Genomic DNA, 21,088 nt, shown 5'->3' on the forward strand with positions numbered 1-21,088 from the left:
AGATTTCCCATTGCATAAGCAAGTAAGATCCCTCGAAGATGACGAGGTAGATAGGTCCGAGGTGGAAGCGTGGCGACACGTGTAGCTGACGGATACTAATCGATCGAGGACTTAACCAATACGAAAAGGGGAGCTAGACACCAAGAAAAGCACTGCCTCCTTTCTTCCCTGATCTGTTATCTAGTTTTGAAAGAACCAAAAAGTTCTTGACATGGGCGAAATGCTCGTTATAATAATACTTGTCTGTTTGAAATAACAAGCCTAGTGACGATGGCGGAGAGGTCACACCCGTTCCCATCCCGAACACGGAAGTTAAGCTCTCCAGCGCCGATGGTAGTTGGGGCTAACGCCCCTGCAAGAGTAGGACGTTGCTAGGCGCTACATATCGGAGGATTAGCTCAGCTGGGAGAGCACTTGCCTTACAAGCAAGGGGTCGGCGGTTCGATCCCGTCATCCTCCACCATTATTTCAATGAAAACTAGTATAGATGACGCCGGCTTAGCTCAATTGGTAGAGACGAGCGAAGCATCGGTGAAATGACTACGAGTTGCCTCGACGCATTGGACATCTTGGAATGTCTTGGAGAGGAAGAGGCACAAAACCTGATCCTTTTTATAGTTCCATTACTATCTATCATGCCGGCTTAGCTCAATTGGTAGAGCAACTGACTTGTAATCAGTAGGTTGCGGGTTCAAGTCCTGCAGCCGGCACCATAACAGAATATAGGAGCAGGAGCCATTAGCTCAGCAGGTAGAGCATCTGACTTTTAATCAGAGGGTCGGAGGTTCGAGTCCTCCATGGCTCACTTTTTTGCGGGTGTGGCGGAATTGGCAGACGCACCAGACTTAGGATCTGGCGCCTCACGGCGTGGGGGTTCAAGTCCCTCCACCCGCACCATGATAAAGAATAAGGAGCCAATGCGGAAGTAGTTCAGTGGTAGAACACCACCTTGCCAAGGTGGGGGTCGCGGGTTCGAGTCCCGTCTTCCGCTCCAGCCACGCCGGGGTGGCGGAATTGGCAGACGCACAGGACTTAAAATCCTGCGGTAGGTGACTACCGTGCCGGTTCGAGTCCGGCCCTCGGCATCTGCGCTCGTAGCTCAATTGGATAGAGCATCTGACTACGGATCAGAAGGTTAGGGGTTCGAATCCTCTCGAGCGCGCCATACGGGAAGTAGCTCAGCTTGGTAGAGCACATGGTTTGGGACCATGGGGTCGCAGGTTCGAATCCTGTCTTCCCGACCATTTGGAACGAAGGGGCCTTAGCTCAGCTGGGAGAGCGCCTGCTTTGCACGCAGGAGGTCATCGGTTCGATCCCGATAGGCTCCACCATGATTTAACGTATGGCGGTGTAGCTCAGCTGGCTAGAGCGTACGGTTCATACCCGTGAGGTCGGGGGTTCGATCCCCTCCACCGCCATATTATGAATTTTGGACCTTTAGCTCAGCTGGTTAGAGCAGACGGCTCATAACCGTCCGGTCGTAGGTTCGAGTCCTACAAGGTCCACCATTTTGAAATTGTTTGGAGGAGTACCCAAGTCTGGCTGAAGGGGTCGGTCTTGAAAACCGAGAGGCGTCGAGAGGCGCGCGGGGGTTCGAATCCCTCCTCCTCCGCCATCAATATTAATAAGCTAATGATCATCGCGGGGTGGAGCAGCCAGGTAGCTCGTCGGGCTCATAACCCGAAGGTCGCAGGTTCAAATCCTGCCCCCGCAACCAAACAAAATGGTCCCGTAGTGTAGTGGTTAACATGCCTGCCTGTCACGCAGGAGATCGCGGGTTCGAGTCCCGTCGGGACCGCCATAAATGCGTATGGCTCGGTAGCTCAGTCGGTAGAGCAAAGGACTGAAAATCCTTGTGTCGGCGGTTCGATTCCGTCCCGAGCCACCATTTTTGTGTGAATGTTTGTAAATAAAGCGAATGAGTTGCTGAGAAAAGTGCTGTCTTTGGTGAATAATTTAGAAGAATAGCGCAAAAAAGCTTATGTCATGGCTGATTTTTCATAGAAATAAGCCGGCCTACCTCAATTGGTAGAGACGAGCGAAGCATCGGTGAAATGACTGCGAGTTGCCTCGACGCATTGGACATCTTGAAATATCTTGAAGAGGAAGAGGCACAGGACACATATGCTTTTATGGTTAGTTCTATGGATGAAGCCGACTTAGCTCAATTGGTAGAGCAACTGAATCGTAATCAGTAGGTTGCGGGTTCAAGTCCTGCAGTCGGCATTTTAACTTTTTTGAGTAATGGAGGGGTAGCGAAGTGGCCAAACGCGGCGGACTGTAAATCCGCTCCCTGTGGGTTCGGCGGTTCGAATCCGTCCCCCTCCACCAGTTAGGGGCATAGTTTAATGGTAGAACAGAGGTCTCCAAAACCTCCGGTGTGGGTTCGATTCCTACTGCCCCTGCCATTTTACAGCATGGCGGCTATGGCGAAGTGGTTAACGCACCAGATTGTGGCTCTGGCATTCGTGGGTTCGATTCCCACTAGTCGCCCCTTTTGAATATGAAGAGGATTGGGGTATAGCCAAGCGGTAAGGCAACGGACTTTGACTCCGTGATGCGTTGGTTCGAATCCAGCTACCCCAGCCAAATGCGGAAGTAGTTCAGTGGTAGAACACCACCTTGCCAAGGTGGGGGTCGCGGGTTCGAGTCCCGTCTTCCGCTTTGATGGCGGCATAGCCAAGTGGTAAGGCAGAGGTCTGCAAAACCTTTACCCCCGGTTCGAATCCGGGTGCCGCCTTTATCAAATGTAATGAATATAATTGTTATTGTTTAATTAGTTGACTAATAGTTTGTTTTGTGGTATAATATATCATGTTCTGATGTTTGTGATTTGCCGATGTGGCGGAATTGGCAGACGCGCACGACTCAAAATCGTGTTCCCGTGAGGGAGTGTGGGTTCGACTCCCACCATCGGCACCATTTATTTTAACAGGGATGACCTGTTTTTTATTTTAAATTTGCTTCGACAAAATTTTACTTTTTTTGCTTCAAAAAATTACAATTTTGTTTAGCTGTGGTTGCTATTATAGTATATGCACGGGTGTAGTTTAATGGTAAAACCTCAGCCGCGAGCGATACATCATTGTATAGACGACGAGTTGCCTCGACGCACAAAGCATCTTAGAATGAACTGGTAGAGGAAGAGGCATGGCATATCGGGACACTAGAAATTTGTAATGAAAAATTTGATAATTATGCGGGTGTAGTTTAGTGGTAAAACCTCAGCCTTCCAAGCTGATGTCGTGGGTTCGATTCCCATCACCCGCTCCATTTATACATACATAGGGGACAACGCAGTGTTTCGTTTCTTAGGAGAACGGGGCATTGCGTTTTTTGTTTTTACATGCACGTTTATTGTATGATTTTCATTGTCGATTCTCCTCCATGAATCTGTGTGAACATGCTTTGAATGGAGCTAATCATTTTTGCACACTCGGTTTGCTCCATTGCTGGAGATAAGTATACGATTTGTATGGCTTGTTTGGTACTGTATGTAACGGCCGTGCGTTCAGAATCTACAATAGGGCTTCCAAATGGACCAAGCTCATCTTTGGCAATCAGTTTTTTAGCTAATTGAACATGGCGGCCATTGATCGCCTGATATTGATCTTCCTCTGTACCGACTTCAATCGAAATATCTCCCTTTATTTGGTCGGCGTCATAAATTCCGATCGGTATTTTATAATAAAGGGAAAAGAAGTTATTGATGTCGGCAGCTGAGTGAATGGAAGGAATAAATTGCTGTTTTTGTATACGCCGATATAAGCTTTCTGAAGAAGGACGATATCGACTTGGATCAGTTCCAATGGCTTTAAAAATTTGCCGCCATTCATTGATTTCTTTCATTTCAATAATAGGCTTCTCGTGCCATTCAAAATAAATGGATTCTTGAAAAAGCTGCAATCTTCCCTTCAACATTTGCGGAGAATCGTCTACTACGATATTGTTGTAAGTGATGACTCCTACTTTGAATGTTGGAATGATATGCTTGAGTGTTTGTGATATATTGATGTTCATATGTTCACCTCTAGTTTTTAATTTCATTTTACCATGAATTTAATATTTTAGCGAAAGGAGGGATTAGCATGGATGTGAAAAAATTGAAAGAAGATATTATTCAATACAGCCAAACCATCGGAATTGATAAAATTGGCTTTGCAAGTGCTGATCCGTTTGTGGAACTAAAGGAACGCCTTCGTCTTCAGCAACAGCTTGGATATCAATCAGGATTTGAGGAGCCGGATATTGAAAAAAGAACCGATCCCGCTCTGCTGTTGGATGAAGCGAAATCCATTATTTCTATCGCGCTTGCTTATCCTTCGAAAATGAAAAATGCGCCTCGAAGCACAAAAGAGGAAAAACGCGGAATTTTTTGCAGGGCGTCGTGGGGAACGGATTATCATATTATTTTGCAAGAGCGTCTGTTAAAGCTAAAGGAGTTTATTTTAGAAAGAGTGCCAAATGCAAAGGTTAAATCAATGGTAGATACGGGAGAATTAGCGGATCGGGCTGTGGCTGAGAGAGCCGGGATCGGTTGGAGCGGCAAAAACTGTGCGATTATTACTCCAGAGTTTGGATCATATGTGTATTTGGGAGAAATGATCACGAATATACCGTTTCCTCCAGATAATCCTATAGAAAATCGGTGTGGTTCATGTACAAAATGCCTCGATGCTTGCCCGACAGGAGCGCTTGTCCAAGGGGGACAGCTCAACGCTCAACGGTGCATTGCTTTTTTAACGCAGACAAAAGGTTTTATCGCAGATGAATTTCGTGAAAAAATTGGCAACCGTTTATACGGATGTGATACTTGCCAAACAGTGTGCCCAGAAAACAAAGGAAAGGACTTTCATTTTCACGAAGAAATGGAACCGGATCCAGAGGTGGTGAAGCCATTACTTAAGCCACTTCTCCATATGACGAATCGAGAGTTTAGAGAAAAGTTTGGGACTCTTTCGGGTGCATGGAGGGGGAAAAAGCCGATTCAAAGAAATGCTATTTTGGCATTAGCTCATTTTCAAGATCGGACAGCCATTCCTGATTTGTTAAAATTGCTAAAGGAAGATAGTCGGCCAGTCATCCGGGGAACAGCAGCTTGGGCATTAGGGAAAATTGGTGATGAAAATGTTATGCCCATTTTAGAAGAGGCCTTACAAATTGAAAAAGATGAAGAAGTATTGCGAGAAATAAAAAAAGGATTGCAGTTGTTGATGAATAGAAGGAAAGATGGAAAAAATCAGCCGACCATCACATAATGTAAAATAAAAAAGAAAAAGTGGTGGGCAATGTGAAAAAAGAGTTAGAAGAGCTGCTTAGAAAACGGGCACAATCCTTTGTTTCATTATCGAGATGCAAAGACGATCCAATGATTGAAAGAAAACTGCAATTATTCCAGAAACGGGATGCGGAAATCGTAAAATGTAGCATAAAGGGAACGGTTTGGCGAAAACAGAAGCTCAGGGAGAAGATCGATCTTGATTATATCGTGCATTATCAATTTTTAGTAAAGCAACGTGAATGGATGTATATAGAGGAAATGACAGAGCCAAGGCGCGCTTGTTTTGAGCAAAAACAATTAGTGGAAGATCATAAGCTGACGATTTTAGATAGAATAGAGCCTGAACATACAGTTGAACGAATGGCAAAAGGAGAAAAAAAGGCTTATGTATATGATCGAATCAAGGCTGTTCAATATGCAGAAACATGGTGGAACAGCTATAATCCCCGTTTCCCTAAATTTTCCGTTGATTGTACAAATTTTGTTTCTCAATGCTTGTACGCGGGAGGAATGCCGATGGTTGGCTATCCGGAGCGCGGCAAGGGATGGTGGATGCAAAATAACAATTGGAGCTATAGCTGGACCGTCGCTCATGCCTTTCGGTGGTATTTGGGAGGAGCGCATACCGGGTGGAACGCAGTAGAGGTTACCTCTCCAGAGCAGTTGTTGCCTGGCGATATTATTTGTTATGATTTTCAAGGAGACGGACGTTTTGACCACTCGACGATTGTAGTCGCGAAAGACCAAAAAGGCATGCCGCTCGTAAATGCTCATACAACGAATAGCCGGATGAGATATTGGTCGTATGAAGATTCGAGTGCCTACACTCCAAGTATTCAGTATAAATTTTTTCATATTGAGGATAAGGGATAGTATAATAAAACGAGAAAGATCAAATCTGAGGTGAGTAAACGTGGCTTTACATGTAGTATTGTATCAACCAGAAATTCCAGCGAATACTGGAAATATTGCACGTACATGCGCAGCAACGGACACAGTATTGCATTTGATCCGGCCGTTAGGATTTTCTACGGATGATAAAATGTTAAAGCGGGCAGGATTGGATTATTGGGAGTATGTCAATATTTTTTACTATGACTCGTTACAAGAGTTATTTGATCAGTATCAAGATGGGGAGTTTTATTTTATTACAAAATTTGGTCAAAAGCATTACGATTCTTTTGATTTTAGCGATCGCGAAAAGGACTATTTCTTTGTATTTGGACGTGAAACAAGCGGTCTTCCAAAAGAATTGATTGAAAACAATATGGATCGTTGCTTGCGCATCCCGATGAACGATAAAGTTCGTTCATTAAACTTATCCAATACGGCTGCCATTCTGGTGTATGAAGCCCTCAGGCAGCAAGGATTTAAAGGCTTATATTAACAAAAAACGACCTTCATGAGGAGGTCGTTTTTTATTGCTTAGTTTTTTACACTTGGCTTGTCGTCATATCCAGCTGTAAAAATGGCAGATAAAAAGGCAATGATGACCCCGAGCACGAGTAATGTTCTCATCGTGAATTTCCTCCTTATGTGATAAATAGTCGCTTCTCCTTATTATTATAGCCCATGGGACAAGTATTGTTTAGAGGAACAAGTAAATTTTTGTTTTATAGTGAATGATCAAGGACATCCTCGCATACATTGTAATAATCTCGTTGTTAGTCATCAAGTATTAAGGAGGTTCTTTATGGATATTTTAAAAAAAATCGAAAGATACAGGGAAGATGAGCAACGATTAAAGTGGGAAGGAACCTTCGCCGAATATTTGCAGGTTTTAAAGGAAAAGCCATGGGTTGCCCAGTCCGCTCATTCGCGTGTCTATAATATGATTAAAGATGCCGGGGTGGAGGAAGTAGATGGAAAAAAACGATACAATTTTTTTAGCGGGCAGTTGTTTGGCTTAGAAGAAGCACTTGAGCGCCTAGTAGAAGAATATTTTCACCCTGCCGCGAAACGATTGGATGTTCGGAAGCGTATTTTGTTATTGATGGGACCGGTCGGCGGAGGGAAGTCAACACTTGTTACGATGTTAAAGAGGGGATTGGAAGCTTATTCACTAACAGAACGAGGGGCTGTATACGCCATTAAAGGCTGCCCAATGCATGAGGACCCGCTCCATCTTATCCCCCATCACCTGCGTGATGATTTTTACAAAGAGTATGGAATACGGATTGAAGGAGAGCTTTCGCCACTTAACATGATGAGAGTGGAAAAAGAATATGGCGGTCGAATTGAAGATGTAATGGTCGAAAGAATTTTCTTTTCAGAAAATAAGCGCGTCGGAATTGGTACATTTAGTCCATCCGATCCTAAATCACAAGATATTGCCGATTTAACAGGAAGCATTGATTTTTCAACGATTGCTCAGTATGGTTCAGAGTCTGATCCTCGCGCCTATCGATTTGATGGTGAATTGAACAAAGCGAATCGCGGAATGATGGAATTTCAAGAAATGTTAAAGTGTGATGAAAAATTTTTATGGCATTTGCTTTCACTAACACAAGAAGGAAATTTCAAAGCTGGCAGATTCGCATTAATTAGCGCAGATGAATTAATTGTCGCTCACACAAACGAAACGGAATACCGCTCTTTTATCTCTAACAAAAAGAATGAGGCGCTTCATTCACGGATTATTGTGATGCCGATTCCATATAATTTAAAGGTGTCTGAGGAAGAACGAATTTATGAGAAAATGATTCGGGAAAGCGATGTTGCAGATGTGCATATTGCACCGCACACACTTCGTGTCGCAGCCATGTTTACGATTCTGACGAGATTGAAGGAGCCAAAGCGTCCAGATATTGATTTGCTGAAGAAAATGCGTTTATATGACGGTGAAACCGTAGAAGGGTTTAATGAAGTCGATGTAGAGGAATTGAAGAAGGAATATACCGATGAAGGAATGAGCGGAATTGATCCGCGTTATGTGATTAACCGCATTTCTTCATGCATTATTCGCAAGGAAGTGCCATCCATTAATGCATTAGATGTGCTTCGTTCATTAAAAGAAGGGCTGAACCAACATCCATCTATTTCAAAAGAAGATCGCGAGCGATATTTAAATTTCATTTCCTTGGCGCGAAAAGAGTATGATGAAATTGCAAAGCAAGAGGTGCAAAAAGCATTTGTCTACTCGTACGAAGAATCCGCTAAAACATTAATGGATAATTATCTAGACAATGTAGAAGCGTATTGCAATAAAACAAAATTGCGGGATCCGTTAACAGGAGAAGAAATGAATCCGGATGAAAAACTCATGCGTTCGATCGAGGAACAAATTGGCATTTCGGAAAATGCAAAGAAAGCATTTCGTGAAGAAATTTTAATTCGTATTTCAGCATATGCGCGAAAAGGGCAACGATTTGATTACAACTCCCATGAACGATTGCGGGAAGCGATTCAAAAGAAATTATTCGCTGATTTGAAGGACATCGTAAAAATTACAACATCCACAAAAACGCCGGATGAGCAACAACTTAAAAGAATTAACGAGGTGGTTGCCCGCCTTATCGATGAATATGGATATAATTCAACGTCTGCCAATGATTTGCTCCGTTATGTCGGAAGCTTATTGAATCGCTAGCATGCCTCAGCATCAGGCATGCTTTTTTCATCCATTGGGATTTTAGGCTTGTCTTACGGAGAAATGGGGACTAATTTTCTTAATTATTTGTCAATTATTTTTGGTTTTTGCATAGGATAGAGTAAACAACCGCCATTATTGTATGTTTGTAGACGCCAACACCAGTATATGATGAAAGGGTAAAAAATGTGATTAGGAGGGGAAACAATGAGTGGAAATTTTATTGTATCAAAAGAAGACTGGTCCCTCCATCGGAAAGGACATGATGATCAAAAAAGGCATCAGGAAAAAGTAAAAGAAGCGATAAAAAATAACTTAGCTGACTTAATTACTGAAGAAAGCATCATTATGTCAAATGGTCGCGATGTGATTAAAATTCCAATTCGTTCTTTAGATGAGTATAAAATTCGTTATAACTACGATAAAAATAAACATGTCGGCCAAGGAGATGGGGACAGTCAAGTAGGTGACGTGGTTGCTCGTGATGGTTCTGGAGAAGGACAAAAAGGACCAGGTAAGGGGCAAGGAGCTGGTGATCAAGCAGGAGACGATTACTATGAGGCCGAAGTTTCACTATTAGAGCTGCAAGAGGCTTTATTTAGCCAGTTAGAGCTTCCGGATCTAAAACGAAAGGAAGCAGATCAAAATACTGTTCAACACATTGAGTTTAACGACATTCGCCGAACCGGATTGATGGGAAATATTGATAAAAAACGAACGATGATGTCCGCATTTAAGCGAAATGCGATGAGCGGAAATCCAAGCTTTTATCCAATTTATCCGGAAGATTTAAAATTTAAAACATGGAATGAAGTCGTCAAGCCAGATTCGAAAGCGGTTGTTCTTGCGATGATGGACACGAGTGGCTCTATGGGTCTATGGGAAAAGTATATGGCTCGCAGCTTTTTCTTCTGGATGACACGGTTTTTGCGTACAAAATATGAAACGGTGGAAATTGCTTTTATCGCTCATCATACAGAAGCGAAGGTGGTAACAGAAGAGGAATTTTTCACAAAAGGGGAGAGCGGAGGAACCATTTGTTCATCAGCCTACAGAAAAGCGCTTGAATTGGTGGAAACTAAATATTCACCTTCGCGCTATAACATTTATCCGTTTCATTTCTCAGACGGAGACAATCTCACCTCCGATAACGCCCGATGTGTAAAGCTTGTGAATGAATTAATGAAGGTGTCCAATATGTTTGGATATGGAGAGGTGAACCAGTACAATCGTACACCCTCTACACTTATGAGGGCGTATCAAAATATTAAAGACGAACGCTTTAACTACTACATTTTAAAACAAAAATCAGATGTGTTCCAAGCGTTGAAACACTTCTTTTCGCCACAAAAAAAGGAGGCCATGGCCTCTAGATTTTAGGGTATAACTGTATCAAAAATTGATCTTTCTTCGTCCATTCGGGTTTTCTTAAGTATGTCGCTTTCTCAAGTACCGATTTGAGAAGGCGATTTTTCTTTTCTACGTCATCCGTCTGGAGGTATGCTTCTAACACTTTTTTCACTGTTGGAATGTATTCGTTGATGTTTTTTTCTTTGAGCTGTTCTTTTTCGATTTCTTGCTGCAGCTGAGCCATTTCTTCCTGTGTCTTTTTGATGCGCTCCGCCACGCTTTGTTGACGTTCCAAGAACACTTCCACGGTATAGATTCCGCGTTCCAACAAGTCGTGAAGGTTGTCCTTTTGCGTGGTCAGTTCTTTGAGTTCCTTCTCTTTTTTTTCAAGTGCCTTTTGTTTGAGAGGGATGACAGATTGTCGTTCTCTTTTCTCTAGCATTTGCTCTTGCACTTCAAACTGATCGACGAATTCAGCGAGTGATTGTAGTATCCGTTCTTCAACAAGAGGAAGCAACGCTCCTTTTTGAACTCCTTTGCATCGAGGACTGGCACATCGAATGATAGGATTCGGTCGATCTTTTCGCGGTTGGTACCACATAGTATAGCCGCAAATTTCGCATTTCAGCAATCCGGCCAAAGGATTGGACAGCGATTTATTTTCAATCGTAGACGGACGCCAGCGCCCTGTATGAGCTTTATTGGCTGCTTCCCAAAGTTCTTTCGATACAAGTGGCTCATGAGCATTCTCTTTCACATACCAGCGTTCCGGCGGCATTTTCTTACGTCGATACGTTCCATTTTGTTTTATGTATTTTACTTTCCCCCAAATGATATGCCCCATATAGACTTCATTCTTGATGATTGCTGTGATACTGGATGGAGACCAAAAAGTACGCTTTTCATCGGGTGGCTTCACTCCCAATTTGTCCAATTCTGCAGCAATCGCTTGACGCCCATGTCCATCTCGCATCATTTCAAAAATTTTCACTACTACCCATGCAGTATCGGGATCGGGGTATAGTTTGAGCTTCTCGTCACGAAGATAGCCATACGGTGGCTTTTTGGTAATCGATTTCCCTTTGGCTGCTGCATCACGCCGGCCGCCTTGCAAACGTTTGGTGATGACTTTGAGCTCTTCGCGCGACACAATAGACTTCACGCCAAAAACAAGCTCCCAGTTTTCGCTTTCAGGATCGTAAACTTCCGTCGGAGTAATGATTTTGGCTCCGGAGTAGCGAAATGCCCGGTCTAGAATCCCTTGATCGAGCATATCACCGCGGCCGAGACGGTCAATATCCATCACAAGCACGGCATCGGCAATTCCTGTTTCTAGCTCACGCAGTAGCTTCTGTATTTCAGTACGTTCAGCGATCGATTCACCGGAAACAATCTCCTCGAAGATCCCGAGGATATTATGTCCTTCCTTGCGTGCCACAGCCAGCAAGTTATCCCTATGACGTTGCAATGTGTCGTATAACGTGCCAGATTCGGCTGCTTTTTTCTCTTCCTCGATGTCTTTCCGGCTTTTTCGAAGGTATATGAAAACATCCAAGTTAGTTGGCCTGTACATAACATCACCTCTACACAATTATATAAATATCTATACACATTTATCAATTGCATGAAAAAACACGGACTAGATTATCCGTGTTCGGTTTGGTTATAGTTTCAAATTCTTTTGTATATCCTCAACGTTTTTTAAGATTTGCTGTCTGGTTTCATAAGAAGAAATTATAATTTTGCTGTTTTTATAATCCTTAGGATCATAATATGCTTTTGGGGTAACAAGAAATTCAATATACTCTATTTTGTCCTTAGGAATAGCGATTAACTGTGTACAATAGACCTGCTCTGGCTTATCACCAATAAGAATTTTGCTTCCGTAGGTAGGATGTAATACAAAAGCATTGCATATTACCTGTCCATTGGTGAGGATGATTTTTGCTTTAACTTCCTCATAAATCAATTTGTTTAATATTCTTCTAAAAGGATATAGTTGAAGAATGTACAGAGGAGTATAAGCGATTACAGTAGCAATGCTTGGAACTGATTTTTCTACGCACGCAAGATTTAAGATTATTCCGAAAACTATAGTGGAAGAAGTCAAAAAAACAAACCATAAAAATAGATACATAAAAATAAATTCTATTCTTAAACGATTGTTACTCACATCTTTGAAATTATAGAGTTTGAATCTAATATGTTTATATCGTTTAAATCTAATATTAAAGAATATTGAAAAGATAAATCCGACTAAAATGATATAAAGAAAATATTGTATGTTTGTGTCTACAAAGGAATAGATGATCCCTTTTTGTTTGACTGTATCATGTGTGATAACAAAAGGGATTGTAACAAAGAAAAAAATAAAAACAGATATGTCATAAAGCTTCCTCAATTCTTTGTTGAGCAACATTCTTTCACTTTTGGAGGATGTAAAAAAAGTAATGATATTAGGTTTAAATATGAATAATGTGCAAAATAAGGAAATCAAGGTAGCTCCGTATTTTAATATTACATCAATATTTAATTCCATTTGTATGCCACTCCAATCAATAAAATTTAAATTTCCTGTGTTACCATTATTCGGTTTTCAATTTGATATAGTCTAGCCATACATAATTCAGGTGTTATCCTAAATATATTAGTCATCTGCTCAACTATGTAAGGGGCATCCCATTCAATGTATGTAAGCATATGCGCTGGAATTGCTGCATATTTTGTAAAATTTCGAGCATCCCGTTCTTGTAACTCGCGAAACGCTTCTGGCATCATACTTTGTAAGCCGACATGGCGAAGGATATGGCATAACTCATGAAAGAATGCCTCACGCTTTTCTTCGTTTGACAAGCGTGAGTCAATCGTAATGCAGCGAAAACGACCGACGACTTGATGAGTTGACGGGAATGGTTTTTCGCGAAGGAAGATATTCATTTTCTGTGCGATAAAGAAGATGTCAATGTGGGTGGGATGGAAGATCCCTAATCGTGTGTACAATTTCGTAACCCAATCTTCAAGGGCTGTAGTATAGTAGTGGCATAATTGCATAAAATCCCCTCCTTAAGGAGATTATACGAACTTATGTTTGTTTTGGCAAGAAAAAGAAAAAAGCCAAGGAAGGCTTTTTTCTTAGGAGGATATAACAGTTACTTTTATCGATGCCCATTCATCAGGTGATTGATTTGTAACATCTAGTTTAGCTATTTTTGCTATATAGTCTACATTGCTGTTTATTAGATTTATGAAGTGCCTAGAATAATATCTCGGAACATATCCGATATGCACTCGTTGTGCAGTCAACACTTTAACAGCATTTTGATCGTAGAGATTATCCGTCTCAGCTTCAAGAAAGATAGGGTCATTAATCTTCAGTTGTGAAGAAACCTGGGGAAATTCGCAGTGCCTAGCCCCTGCTAAATCAAAAGTCACTGAAAATGGTGTACCAAACGCGTAATTTATCTCTTTTACAAACTCAAAGTTATCAGTTGCTAGTCTTCCTTTAGTCGCAACTAATATTTCCATATCAGAATTAGATATGTCTAACCCATATCGCTCGAGAATGGTTGCAAAATCTGGACGTTTAGGATTAGGTAGGCGGTTTTTTATGCTCTGGAACAACTTACCTTTAATTTCATAGGACATATCTAAATCAGGAAAGTTTGGAAAGTTAATAAAACCGTGTTCTAAAGCTTCCTCTAACTCAGGAGAGTCATAAGAAAATTTGTAGGTATCAGCTGGTTCGTTGTAAGATAGTCGTCCTACGATAAAACGTCTTCTTGTTTTAGGGTCTTTCCAAATTAAGAGTACATTTTCTACCTTATGATTCATATTCTCACCTATTCTAATTAGAATATCACGTCTCTTTTTGAGAAACTTTTTTACGAATTCTTTGTGTTCACATGAAATTACTTCGGCTGGCAATTTATTAACAATGTTTTCAATGGAATAATCGTCTAGTTTTCTTAATTGATAAATCAGCTGCCTTATCTCACTTGGATAAAGCTTTCCAAGTCGTCTAACCAAACGGAAGTGATTTTCATTCCTAATCTCATCCCATCCAATTTTTGATTTGCCTTTATAGATGTATCGAAGAAGCTGTTCCTCGGAACTATTATATTTAATTAAGCGCTCTTGTGTTAAATCCCTACCTAAACAGGCACTATTGTCATAAAGTGGAGAGATGAATACTTCACTTCGATTATCATGACGTGTAATTCCCCAATTATCTTGGTGCCGATCTCCATTGGCTACCAACGCATCAAATATAATGATGAATAAAAACTGTTCGAATGGTATCCCTTGTTGTTTGAGAACTTCCATTATTAATTGTATATTATATCCTCTGTTCTTTTCATCATCATAATAAAATGGAAAGAATGTACCCCCGTCATGATGAACATACCCATTATCTTTGTCTACGAAAAAATAGCTTAGGCAACCGTAAACTTCGTTTCTGATAGCTAAATCTACCCGAGCACAAGGAAATCCAATTAATTTAGCAATTTCGCTACATAATTTTTCTGCCCAATGTTCGCCTCTATCTGCTCTTGGAATTTTAAACATTCCAGAGATCAAATTCTCAGGATTTAAAATCCATTCTTTTTCTCGATTGCCTTTACCAGGACCTTTAGTATAATCAATCAGCCATTTTGTTACATCAATTATTGGATATGTCATGAGGATCAGTCCTTTGTTCGGATAATATTTTAGTGTTGAGAGAAGTAAGAGTTGGTTTTATGTAAATATAAAAACATTACATACCAGCAGTATGTAATGTTTAGATAATTATTTTTTATAGTGGTTTATTCGTTTAAAAAGGATCAAGATGGGGATAAGCATGTTATTTTGCTAACCACCTAGTGAAATACCTGAGAAGACGTTCAATGCTGTCATACCATCAGTGTTTATATAGTTTATTTTAGTAACACTTAATAATTATTGCCTTCTCTATTCTTCTCCCTCGCCTTATGCACAACCCACTCAAAGTGCCTGATTATTTCCTCGATTTCTTCTTCTGATAGATGCTTCCACTTTTCGATATCGAAGAAGCCCATTTGTTCAATGCCGTATTCTTTGATGAGTTGGTTGATTTTTGCAAGCGTACCTAAACCTACATCAGTCTGGCTTTCTTGCGGATTTGGATCGTCCGTGCGACCGAGCAAGTAGTCAGTGGTGACATCGAAAAAGTCGGCGAGTTGTTTAACAAATTCAAAGGATGGTTCTCTCTCATCTCTTTCATACATTCCGATTGTACTTTCTCCAAGTTTAAACTGCTCAGCTAAATCTTTCTGTGTTAACTTTCGCTTTTTTCTAAGGAATCGTAATCTTTTTCCAAAAGTCATATATTCTCACCTACTTATAAATTTTAACACATAATGTGTTAAATAAAATATAATAATGGAAAAGGACACAAAAAGTGTTGACAACACACAATGTGTTGTTTTAATATTTAAAACAAGAACACAATATGTGCAGTTGTGAGGTGTTATTAGAATTGAATAAAGAAAAGATCGCAGAAACTTTAGTAACTCTACGTGGTAGTCGATCACGTGAAGAAGTAGCTAGAGCATTAAAGATAAGTGTAAGTGCTTTGCAAATGTATGAAAATGCTCAACGAGTGCCAAAAGACGAAATTAAGCTAAGAATCGCAAATTATTATGGGGTTTCTGTCGAGTCAATTTTTTTTAGTTAGAAACCGCACGATTTGTGTTTTTCTAACTAAGAGCCTTATTTATTAAATAACGGGAGGTGAAACAAATGTCATCAAGTCCTCCTCATGCTCCGCATACACATGAACAAAGGGGGAATGCGGACATGAAGAAATTCAAATACGGAAACACCACGGTGATTATTCACTCCCCACTCGTCCACATGAGCGCGGACGAACGGAAGGAATGGTTTGAAAAGGAATGGGAAAAGGGCAATCCGGTTTTAAAACAAATTGCCCAAGCCGTTCTGGATTGCTATTCAAGAAAATCATAACATTGATTCCCGTTGTTGTCGGTAGAAAGGAGAAAGAAAAAAGTGACAAATGGTAGAAGTGCAGATGCAGTAAAAGAAGCACGAAAGGAAGCCAACATGACCCAGCAGCAGCTTTCATTTGAAATTTATGAATCTCGCGAATCGGTATCGCATCAGGAGAACGGGCGGTATCGAGTGCAGCCTAACATATCCAAGTATTTCGCTGAGCAGCACAACAATCCGTGGGTCGCTATGGAGGCGGCGGCCGAGTACACCGGATGGGGGCCGGTGAAGCTGGATGGCGAGGCTGTGGATCTCCATCGGGCCAGTGTGGCGATGAAGACGAGAGAGGAGCTTACTGAAGCAATTGAAGCGATTGAAAGTGTCTGTGTCGCCAACCACCCAAGATCTATCAAAGAGTTTGACAGGAAACAGCTTGAAGAAGCGATTTTACAAGCGATTGATGCGATTGTGGCGCTCACGCAATATGTGGCTGTGATATGTGTGGATTACGGTTTTTCATGGTTCAAGATGTGGCAAAAGCATCGGCTGAAGCTCAAAACAAAAGGGTTCATTAAGCAATGAGGAGGTAAAGTTATGGATCATGCAATTGAACACTTAAAAGGATTTTTGCGTATCGAGTTACAGGAACTAAACGAGGAATGGCAAGACGGAAAAGGACGCTTTAAGGAATTGGTGATGCGATGAAACACTCACTTTGCTTCGAACTTCCTGTATATGGTGTGGTTCTAAGTGCAATGAGGGGATACCGTGCATTGGTGGCCGAAGACCAAAAAAAGATGTTTGACATTGCCTACAACAAAGTGCTTGCGACCAACAAGCCGGAACTGGACGGCATGGAAATGATTTTAATCGTGAAGGCGCTGCGGAGAAGAGCCAACTTGTTTCTTCTGTTGGGAAAAGAGACAGAACGAGGCATTTATTTAGAGCTGGCCAACGAGATTGATAGAGAACGGCAAAAATTCCAGTATCAATTTTATCGTTCATACATGCAAAAAGAAAAAGCAGCAAGCGACACGCTCACTGCCATTTAAAAATCAAGGTCTACATTTAAAATATCATTACTTTCAATAGAAAGCAAGTTCGGCAAGCTTATGCTTGTCGACGGCAGCGCAAGCCGACGGGTGCCCCCTGCCTATGATCGGTTTGTGCTCCGGTCGATGCGCATAAGCGCCCAGACCGAGCGAGAGCGAGCGACGATCCGAAAGGGGAGCCGCGCCACAATACATGTATGGTCATTGCAACGACGTCTGGCATCAAGTTGAAAGGAGGATAGCAGATGCAAGAAAACGATCTTTTACAGGAAGTGATTCTGCTAGAGAAAACATTGCAATGCATCGAGTACATCCAGGATGCTGTACAGAATCGGGACTATGAATCGATGAAAATTGAAATCTCTGAGCTGCAGTTTTTAGCGAAACGACTACAGGAAATTGAAGAAAAAAGAGTTCGTCGTGCCAAATTGATGGAAGTGGTAAAGGACCTGCGTAGACGTGGAATTCGGATTGATTTTGTGTCCTCTGAAAGGATGATGATTCATGAATAGGAGGGAGAAAAAACACATTCGTCTGCAAATCTCGCAATTGCTTGATACGCATTGCGCTCTATGCGATGAACGTAATGACGGAAAGGATAGCAAATGCTTGACAACTTGTCCGATTGGAAAGCGAATGCAAGCACTCTCATCCCAATTGGAGCAACACGAGACACACACTAATCCAAATGTAGAGCCGCCGTCGAAGAAAGGGAGATGGACGGCAGAAGAGGAGCTGTATTTGTGGAATCACCGTCAAATCCTGTCTATTTCTCAGCTTGCAGCGAGGCTGGAGAGAGACAGGAATGCAGTATATTTGAAGCTTCGTCAGCTCATCAAAAAAGGTGGAATTTCAAACAGTAGAAAGGAGGATATGAAGCATCCACTATAATGTATGCTTCATAATCTCAAATATGCTTTTTGAAGTGGAATTTGTAATAAAAGAAAATGGCTATTTAAAAACGATCCATACGGCACTCATTCACGCGCTTACCGTTTCGGAGTGCCGGCGGATTGCTTTAGAAATAGCCGGTGAACTTGGAACAAATCAGATACAGGTGGATATTTCAGAATTCTAGCACAAGCCGCATCTTTAAGCAAGGGGGGGATACCAATGGCAACAAGGCTTCTTTTAGACGATGAACCGTTAGTGATTTTACCATCGTTAGCGGCTACAGTAGGGCTTAACGAAAGTATTATTTTACAGCAACTTCATTATTGGCTGGAGCGTAGCACTAACGTTCATGAAGGGCATAAATGGGTTTATAACACCTATGAGGAATGGCAAGAGCAATTCCCGTTCTGGTCGGAGAGCACGATTCGTCGCATTATTACAAAGCTTGAAAAACAAGGATTGATTGTCGCTGGGAATTTCAACCGTTCCAAAATCGATAAAACAAAATGGTATCGAATCAACTACGAAAAGTTGCAGCAACTTCAAGATGAACAATCGACTGCTCAAGTTGATACTTCGACTGTTCAAAATGAGCAGTCGACTGACGAAATCGACAGTCCATCTGCTCAAAATGAACAGTCCATCTGTTCAAATTGCACAGACGAGCTGCTCAATTTGAACAGACCAATACCAGAGAATACTACAGAGAATACTACAGAGAAAAAAGAAGAAGTAGAAGAAGAGCGCGCGCGTGATTTTCGAGAGGTTGTCAGTTTTTTTGAACAAAACTGTTTTGGAGCAGTTGGTGGGTATATAGGCGAGAGAATGGCCGCTTGGATTGATGATATGTCTAAGGAAATTGTCATAGAGGCTATGAAAACGGCGGTGGAGAACGGCGCGAAAGCATGGAGCTACGTCGAAACCATTTTGCGCGACTGGGCTTCGAAAGGATATCGAACGGTCGAGCAGGTTCGTGCTGCTCAACTAGCGTTCAAAGAGCAGCAAGCGAAAAAACGCAATGGCTCTAACGGATCGAGAAAGCGGACTCGCACGGAAATGATCCCGGATTGGCTCAATCCCGACTACTCACAACATGAAGACGAAAAGCAACCTAGTGAAGAAGAGTTGGAACGCAAGCGGCGTGAGCTAGAAGAACGGCTGAAAAAATATAAAAACAATCCTGACGGGTGATGTTGATGGGCTACCCATTATGGATCCGTTTGGAATATCGAAACGACATTGGACGAGTCGTTGGCTTCACCGGCAGTATTCAATCCGATGCGGTTTTGTCCGAGATTTTGGAACGATACGAGATTACGAGAGAGCGGCTTGTGTCGGTTCAAGTGAATGGGAGAGGTTATCCGCCATCAAAGTTGGATCGCTTTTTCAAACAAACATAGCGGAGGTGAAACAGTTGCTTTTACTCAAGCATGTACTGATTCAACGGCTGCGGCGAAAAGGTATTTTTTCAGGTAGTGATGGCCGTTCTCTCTCGAAGTTGACTCTTGAGGAAATTCAGCGGGAATACGAGCGATTGGAAAGGGAGGAGCGCCGTGGATTGGTCAAAGGCAACGTTCAAACAGCTGCACGTCATTCTTCACTATGAAAAATGCCCTGATTGCTACAAACAGCGGGCGCGTGACGAAATGAAACGCCGATTAGGAGGGAAAACACATGAAACAAAAGTCATTCAATGGCCCGGTGACCGTCAGCTATTTGACACCCGAGGAGTTGGAAGCTTATCGGAATCGGCCGCGGCCAAAGCAGTACGATCATGACAATCGCCGGCTCATTGACTGGCGCTGGCCGCAGAATCGCAAGCGGACAAAATCTTGTAATTGATGGTGTGCAGGGGAAAGCGAGTTGTTTTGAAGTGAAAAAGGAGGTTGAAATAATTGGGTGTACCTAGAGTTCTGAACTATCCCGGGAGTAAATGGAGTATGGTCAATTGGATAATTGATCATATGCCAGCGCATGAAGTCTATTTGGAACCTTATTTCGGCTCGGGAGCGATTTTTTTTAATAAAGAACCAGCAAAAATAGAAACAATTAACGACATTGACAGTAGGGTCGTTAATCTATTTAAAGTTATTCGAGCCCACCCATATGAATTAGCAAGACTTGTCGCTTTTACCCCATTTTCAAGAGAGGAATATCAAGCAAGCTACGAACTTTCTCCGGATCCATTAGAAGATGCGAGGCGTTTTTTAGTTCGTTGTTGGCAAGCTATTGGAGCAAAGACAAGTGACAGAACTGGATGGAGATCTTCGATTTCTGCGAATAGCCCAAATAATACCAAACAATGGGCAGAGATACCGGATGTAATCCTAAAGGTAACCAATCGCTTGAAAAATGCACAAATTGAAAATCAAGATGCTGTACAACTTATTCAAAGATATAACCGAGAGAACGTACTTATTTATGCTGACCCACCTTATGTTAGATCGACAAGAACTAATCGGCATTATGCGTATGAAATGAATGAACAAGCTCATATGGATTTATTGGAAGTGTTAATGGATCATCAAGGGCCAGTTTTACTATCTGGGTACGAAAATGCTCTTTATCAAAAATATTTAAAGAATTGGCATCGTGAAGAACGTATTGTAACTGCAGAAGCAGGTTCAAAAAAGAAAGAATGTTTATGGATCAATCGAATAGCTGCTGAACAGGCTGGACAAATTAACTTGTTTGAGGTGGGATATTGGTAGGAAAGAAGGTAAAGGAATGAAGGCTATTACTATTAAACAACCTTGGGCAACCTTAATTGCTCTTGGCGAAAAGAAATTTGAAACACGCTCATGGAAAACAAATTATCGAGGAAAAATTGCTATACATGCAGGAAAAACGATTGATTATGAAGCTTTTTATGAATCTGAAATAATCCGAGTAATGAACAAACATGGAATAGGGAATCCTGTTGGTCTGTGGGAATGGGCAGAAAGATGAAGGTCT

Annotated in this window: 23 protein-coding genes, 24 tRNA genes and 2 rRNA genes; 43 read left to right on the forward strand and 6 right to left on the reverse strand. The window is 41.6% G+C overall.

Features of this window, described 5'->3' with window-relative positions:
- The 26 genes from AT864_RS07130 to AT864_RS07255 form a co-directional block, all read left to right on the forward strand.
- Positions 1-119, forward strand: a 23S ribosomal RNA gene (locus AT864_RS07130); the annotation flags it as partial.
- A 141-nt stretch (positions 120-260) separates the two neighbouring features.
- Positions 261-377, forward strand: a 5S ribosomal RNA gene (gene rrf / locus AT864_RS07135).
- A 10-nt stretch (positions 378-387) separates the two neighbouring features.
- Positions 388-463: transfer RNA gene (locus AT864_RS07140), tRNA-Val, on the forward strand.
- A gap of 174 nt (positions 464-637) precedes the next feature.
- Positions 638-713: transfer RNA gene (locus tag AT864_RS07145), tRNA-Thr, on the forward strand.
- Positions 714-732: 19 nt separating this feature from the next.
- Positions 733-805 (forward strand) — tRNA-Lys (locus AT864_RS07150).
- Positions 806-812: 7 nt separating this feature from the next.
- Positions 813-897 (forward strand) — tRNA-Leu (locus AT864_RS07155).
- Between the two features lie 22 nt (positions 898-919).
- A tRNA-Gly gene (locus tag AT864_RS07160) sits at positions 920-994 on the forward strand.
- A gap of 5 nt (positions 995-999) precedes the next feature.
- A tRNA-Leu gene (locus AT864_RS07165) sits at positions 1,000-1,085 on the forward strand.
- Between the two features lie 3 nt (positions 1,086-1,088).
- Positions 1,089-1,165, forward strand: a tRNA-Arg gene (locus AT864_RS07170).
- Between the two features lie 2 nt (positions 1,166-1,167).
- Positions 1,168-1,244: transfer RNA gene (locus AT864_RS07175), tRNA-Pro, on the forward strand.
- A gap of 11 nt (positions 1,245-1,255) precedes the next feature.
- Positions 1,256-1,331: transfer RNA gene (locus tag AT864_RS07180), tRNA-Ala, on the forward strand.
- 13 nt (positions 1,332-1,344) lie between these two features.
- A tRNA-Met gene (locus AT864_RS07185) sits at positions 1,345-1,418 on the forward strand.
- 13 nt (positions 1,419-1,431) lie between these two features.
- Positions 1,432-1,508: transfer RNA gene (locus AT864_RS07190), tRNA-Ile, on the forward strand.
- Positions 1,509-1,522: 14 nt separating this feature from the next.
- Positions 1,523-1,615, forward strand: a tRNA-Ser gene (locus AT864_RS07195).
- 25 nt (positions 1,616-1,640) lie between these two features.
- A tRNA-Met gene (locus tag AT864_RS07200) sits at positions 1,641-1,717 on the forward strand.
- Between the two features lie 8 nt (positions 1,718-1,725).
- Positions 1,726-1,801, forward strand: a tRNA-Asp gene (locus AT864_RS07205).
- Positions 1,802-1,812: 11 nt separating this feature from the next.
- Positions 1,813-1,888, forward strand: a tRNA-Phe gene (locus tag AT864_RS07210).
- A 265-nt stretch (positions 1,889-2,153) separates the two neighbouring features.
- Positions 2,154-2,226: transfer RNA gene (locus AT864_RS07215), tRNA-Thr, on the forward strand.
- Positions 2,227-2,246: 20 nt separating this feature from the next.
- A tRNA-Tyr gene (locus tag AT864_RS07220) sits at positions 2,247-2,331 on the forward strand.
- Positions 2,332-2,334: 3 nt separating this feature from the next.
- Positions 2,335-2,408: transfer RNA gene (locus tag AT864_RS07225), tRNA-Trp, on the forward strand.
- Between the two features lie 12 nt (positions 2,409-2,420).
- Positions 2,421-2,493: transfer RNA gene (locus AT864_RS07230), tRNA-His, on the forward strand.
- Between the two features lie 21 nt (positions 2,494-2,514).
- Positions 2,515-2,589: transfer RNA gene (locus tag AT864_RS07235), tRNA-Gln, on the forward strand.
- Positions 2,590-2,592: 3 nt separating this feature from the next.
- Positions 2,593-2,664: transfer RNA gene (locus tag AT864_RS07240), tRNA-Gly, on the forward strand.
- 5 nt (positions 2,665-2,669) lie between these two features.
- Positions 2,670-2,740, forward strand: a tRNA-Cys gene (locus tag AT864_RS07245).
- Between the two features lie 95 nt (positions 2,741-2,835).
- Positions 2,836-2,922, forward strand: a tRNA-Leu gene (locus tag AT864_RS07250).
- A gap of 277 nt (positions 2,923-3,199) precedes the next feature.
- Positions 3,200-3,273 (forward strand) — tRNA-Gly (locus tag AT864_RS07255).
- Between the two features lie 81 nt (positions 3,274-3,354).
- On the opposite strand, the gene AT864_RS07260 is transcribed toward AT864_RS07255, so the two are convergent.
- Complete coding sequence (locus AT864_RS07260; RefSeq protein WP_066147749.1) at positions 3,355-4,020, reverse strand: B3/4 domain-containing protein; 666 nt, start codon at positions 4,018-4,020, stop codon at positions 3,355-3,357.
- A 68-nt stretch (positions 4,021-4,088) separates the two neighbouring features.
- On the opposite strand from AT864_RS07260, the gene queG reads away from it, so the two are divergent.
- From queG to yhbH, 5 genes are all read left to right on the forward strand, one after another.
- The gene (gene queG, locus AT864_RS07265) at positions 4,089-5,258 is read left to right on the forward strand and encodes a tRNA epoxyqueuosine(34) reductase QueG (protein ID WP_066147752.1); all 1,170 of its coding nucleotides are present in this window, start codon (positions 4,089-4,091) and stop codon (positions 5,256-5,258) included.
- A gap of 32 nt (positions 5,259-5,290) precedes the next feature.
- Entirely contained in the window at positions 5,291-6,154 is an 864-nt protein-coding gene (locus AT864_RS07270; RefSeq protein WP_044745210.1) for an amidase domain-containing protein, read from the forward strand.
- Between the two features lie 40 nt (positions 6,155-6,194).
- Complete coding sequence (trmL, locus tag AT864_RS07275) at positions 6,195-6,668, forward strand: tRNA (uridine(34)/cytosine(34)/5-carboxymethylaminomethyluridine(34)-2'-O)-methyltransferase TrmL (RefSeq protein ID WP_044745211.1); 474 nt, start codon at positions 6,195-6,197, stop codon at positions 6,666-6,668.
- Between the two features lie 306 nt (positions 6,669-6,974).
- Positions 6,975-8,870, forward strand: a complete 1,896-nt coding sequence (locus AT864_RS07280; protein WP_044745212.1) for a PrkA family serine protein kinase — start codon at positions 6,975-6,977, stop codon at positions 8,868-8,870.
- A gap of 207 nt (positions 8,871-9,077) precedes the next feature.
- Entirely contained in the window at positions 9,078-10,250 is a 1,173-nt protein-coding gene (gene yhbH, locus AT864_RS07285; protein WP_066147755.1) for a sporulation protein YhbH, read from the forward strand.
- Here the strand turns inward: yhbH and AT864_RS07290 are convergent.
- From AT864_RS07290 to AT864_RS07310, 5 genes are all read right to left on the reverse strand, one after another.
- Positions 10,240-11,793 (reverse strand): recombinase family protein, encoded by a 1,554-nt coding sequence (locus tag AT864_RS07290; RefSeq protein WP_066147758.1) that lies wholly within the window; start codon positions 11,791-11,793, stop codon positions 10,240-10,242. The genes yhbH and AT864_RS07290 overlap by 11 nt on opposite strands.
- A 90-nt stretch (positions 11,794-11,883) precedes the next feature.
- Positions 11,884-12,759, reverse strand: a complete 876-nt coding sequence (locus AT864_RS07295) for a hypothetical protein (RefSeq protein ID WP_066147761.1) — start codon at positions 12,757-12,759, stop codon at positions 11,884-11,886.
- Positions 12,760-12,785: 26 nt separating this feature from the next.
- Positions 12,786-13,271, reverse strand: a complete 486-nt coding sequence (locus tag AT864_RS07300) for an ImmA/IrrE family metallo-endopeptidase (protein WP_066147768.1) — start codon at positions 13,269-13,271, stop codon at positions 12,786-12,788.
- 81 nt (positions 13,272-13,352) lie between these two features.
- Positions 13,353-14,900, reverse strand: a complete 1,548-nt coding sequence (locus AT864_RS07305; RefSeq protein WP_066147771.1) for an HIRAN domain-containing protein — start codon at positions 14,898-14,900, stop codon at positions 13,353-13,355.
- Between the two features lie 251 nt (positions 14,901-15,151).
- Entirely contained in the window at positions 15,152-15,565 is a 414-nt protein-coding gene (locus tag AT864_RS07310) for a helix-turn-helix domain-containing protein (protein ID WP_066147774.1), read from the reverse strand.
- 152 nt (positions 15,566-15,717) lie between these two features.
- Between AT864_RS07310 and AT864_RS07315 the strand changes: the two genes are divergently transcribed.
- The 12 genes from AT864_RS07315 (at position 15,718) to AT864_RS07365 (ending at position 21,082) form a co-directional block, all read left to right on the forward strand.
- Positions 15,718-15,915 (forward strand): helix-turn-helix transcriptional regulator, encoded by a 198-nt coding sequence (locus tag AT864_RS07315; RefSeq protein ID WP_066147776.1) that lies wholly within the window; start codon positions 15,718-15,720, stop codon positions 15,913-15,915.
- Positions 15,916-16,037: 122 nt separating this feature from the next.
- On the forward strand, positions 16,038-16,205 hold the full coding sequence (locus AT864_RS18115; RefSeq protein WP_197431005.1) for a hypothetical protein: 168 nt from the start codon (positions 16,038-16,040) through the stop codon (positions 16,203-16,205).
- Between the two features lie 42 nt (positions 16,206-16,247).
- Positions 16,248-16,769, forward strand: a complete 522-nt coding sequence (locus tag AT864_RS07325) for a helix-turn-helix transcriptional regulator (protein WP_156450508.1) — start codon at positions 16,248-16,250, stop codon at positions 16,767-16,769.
- 191 nt (positions 16,770-16,960) lie between these two features.
- On the forward strand, positions 16,961-17,239 hold the full coding sequence (locus AT864_RS07330) for a hypothetical protein (protein WP_066147781.1): 279 nt from the start codon (positions 16,961-16,963) through the stop codon (positions 17,237-17,239).
- A gap of 245 nt (positions 17,240-17,484) precedes the next feature.
- Complete coding sequence (locus AT864_RS07335) at positions 17,485-17,751, forward strand: hypothetical protein (RefSeq protein WP_066147784.1); 267 nt, start codon at positions 17,485-17,487, stop codon at positions 17,749-17,751.
- Positions 17,744-18,130 carry a zinc-finger domain-containing protein gene (locus AT864_RS07340; RefSeq protein WP_066147787.1) on the forward strand — a complete coding sequence of 129 codons (387 nt, stop codon included), beginning with the start codon at positions 17,744-17,746 and terminating at the stop codon, positions 18,128-18,130. Before AT864_RS07335 ends, AT864_RS07340 begins: the two co-directional genes overlap by 8 nt.
- Before the next feature lie 222 nt (positions 18,131-18,352).
- Complete coding sequence (locus AT864_RS07345; protein ID WP_066147788.1) at positions 18,353-19,324, forward strand: DnaD domain-containing protein; 972 nt, start codon at positions 18,353-18,355, stop codon at positions 19,322-19,324.
- A 5-nt stretch (positions 19,325-19,329) separates the two neighbouring features.
- A complete protein-coding gene (locus AT864_RS07350) occupies positions 19,330-19,533 on the forward strand; it encodes a hypothetical protein (RefSeq protein ID WP_066147790.1) in 204 nt (67 codons plus the stop codon).
- Between the two features lie 14 nt (positions 19,534-19,547).
- Complete coding sequence (locus tag AT864_RS17520) at positions 19,548-19,739, forward strand: Fur-regulated basic protein FbpA (protein ID WP_082741656.1); 192 nt, start codon at positions 19,548-19,550, stop codon at positions 19,737-19,739.
- Between the two features lie 68 nt (positions 19,740-19,807).
- A complete protein-coding gene (locus AT864_RS18120) occupies positions 19,808-19,975 on the forward strand; it encodes a hypothetical protein (RefSeq protein WP_197431006.1) in 168 nt (55 codons plus the stop codon).
- A 53-nt stretch (positions 19,976-20,028) separates the two neighbouring features.
- Positions 20,029-20,844 (forward strand): DNA adenine methylase, encoded by an 816-nt coding sequence (locus tag AT864_RS07360; RefSeq protein WP_066147794.1) that lies wholly within the window; start codon positions 20,029-20,031, stop codon positions 20,842-20,844.
- A gap of 16 nt (positions 20,845-20,860) precedes the next feature.
- A complete protein-coding gene (locus AT864_RS07365) occupies positions 20,861-21,082 on the forward strand; it encodes an ASCH domain-containing protein (protein ID WP_369815502.1) in 222 nt (73 codons plus the stop codon).
- Positions 21,083-21,088 lie beyond the last annotated feature (6 nt).

The sequence above is a fragment of the Anoxybacillus sp. P3H1B genome, assembly GCF_001560855.1.
GTDB classification, from domain to species: Bacteria; Bacillota; Bacilli; order Bacillales; family Anoxybacillaceae; genus Anoxybacteroides; species Anoxybacteroides rupiense.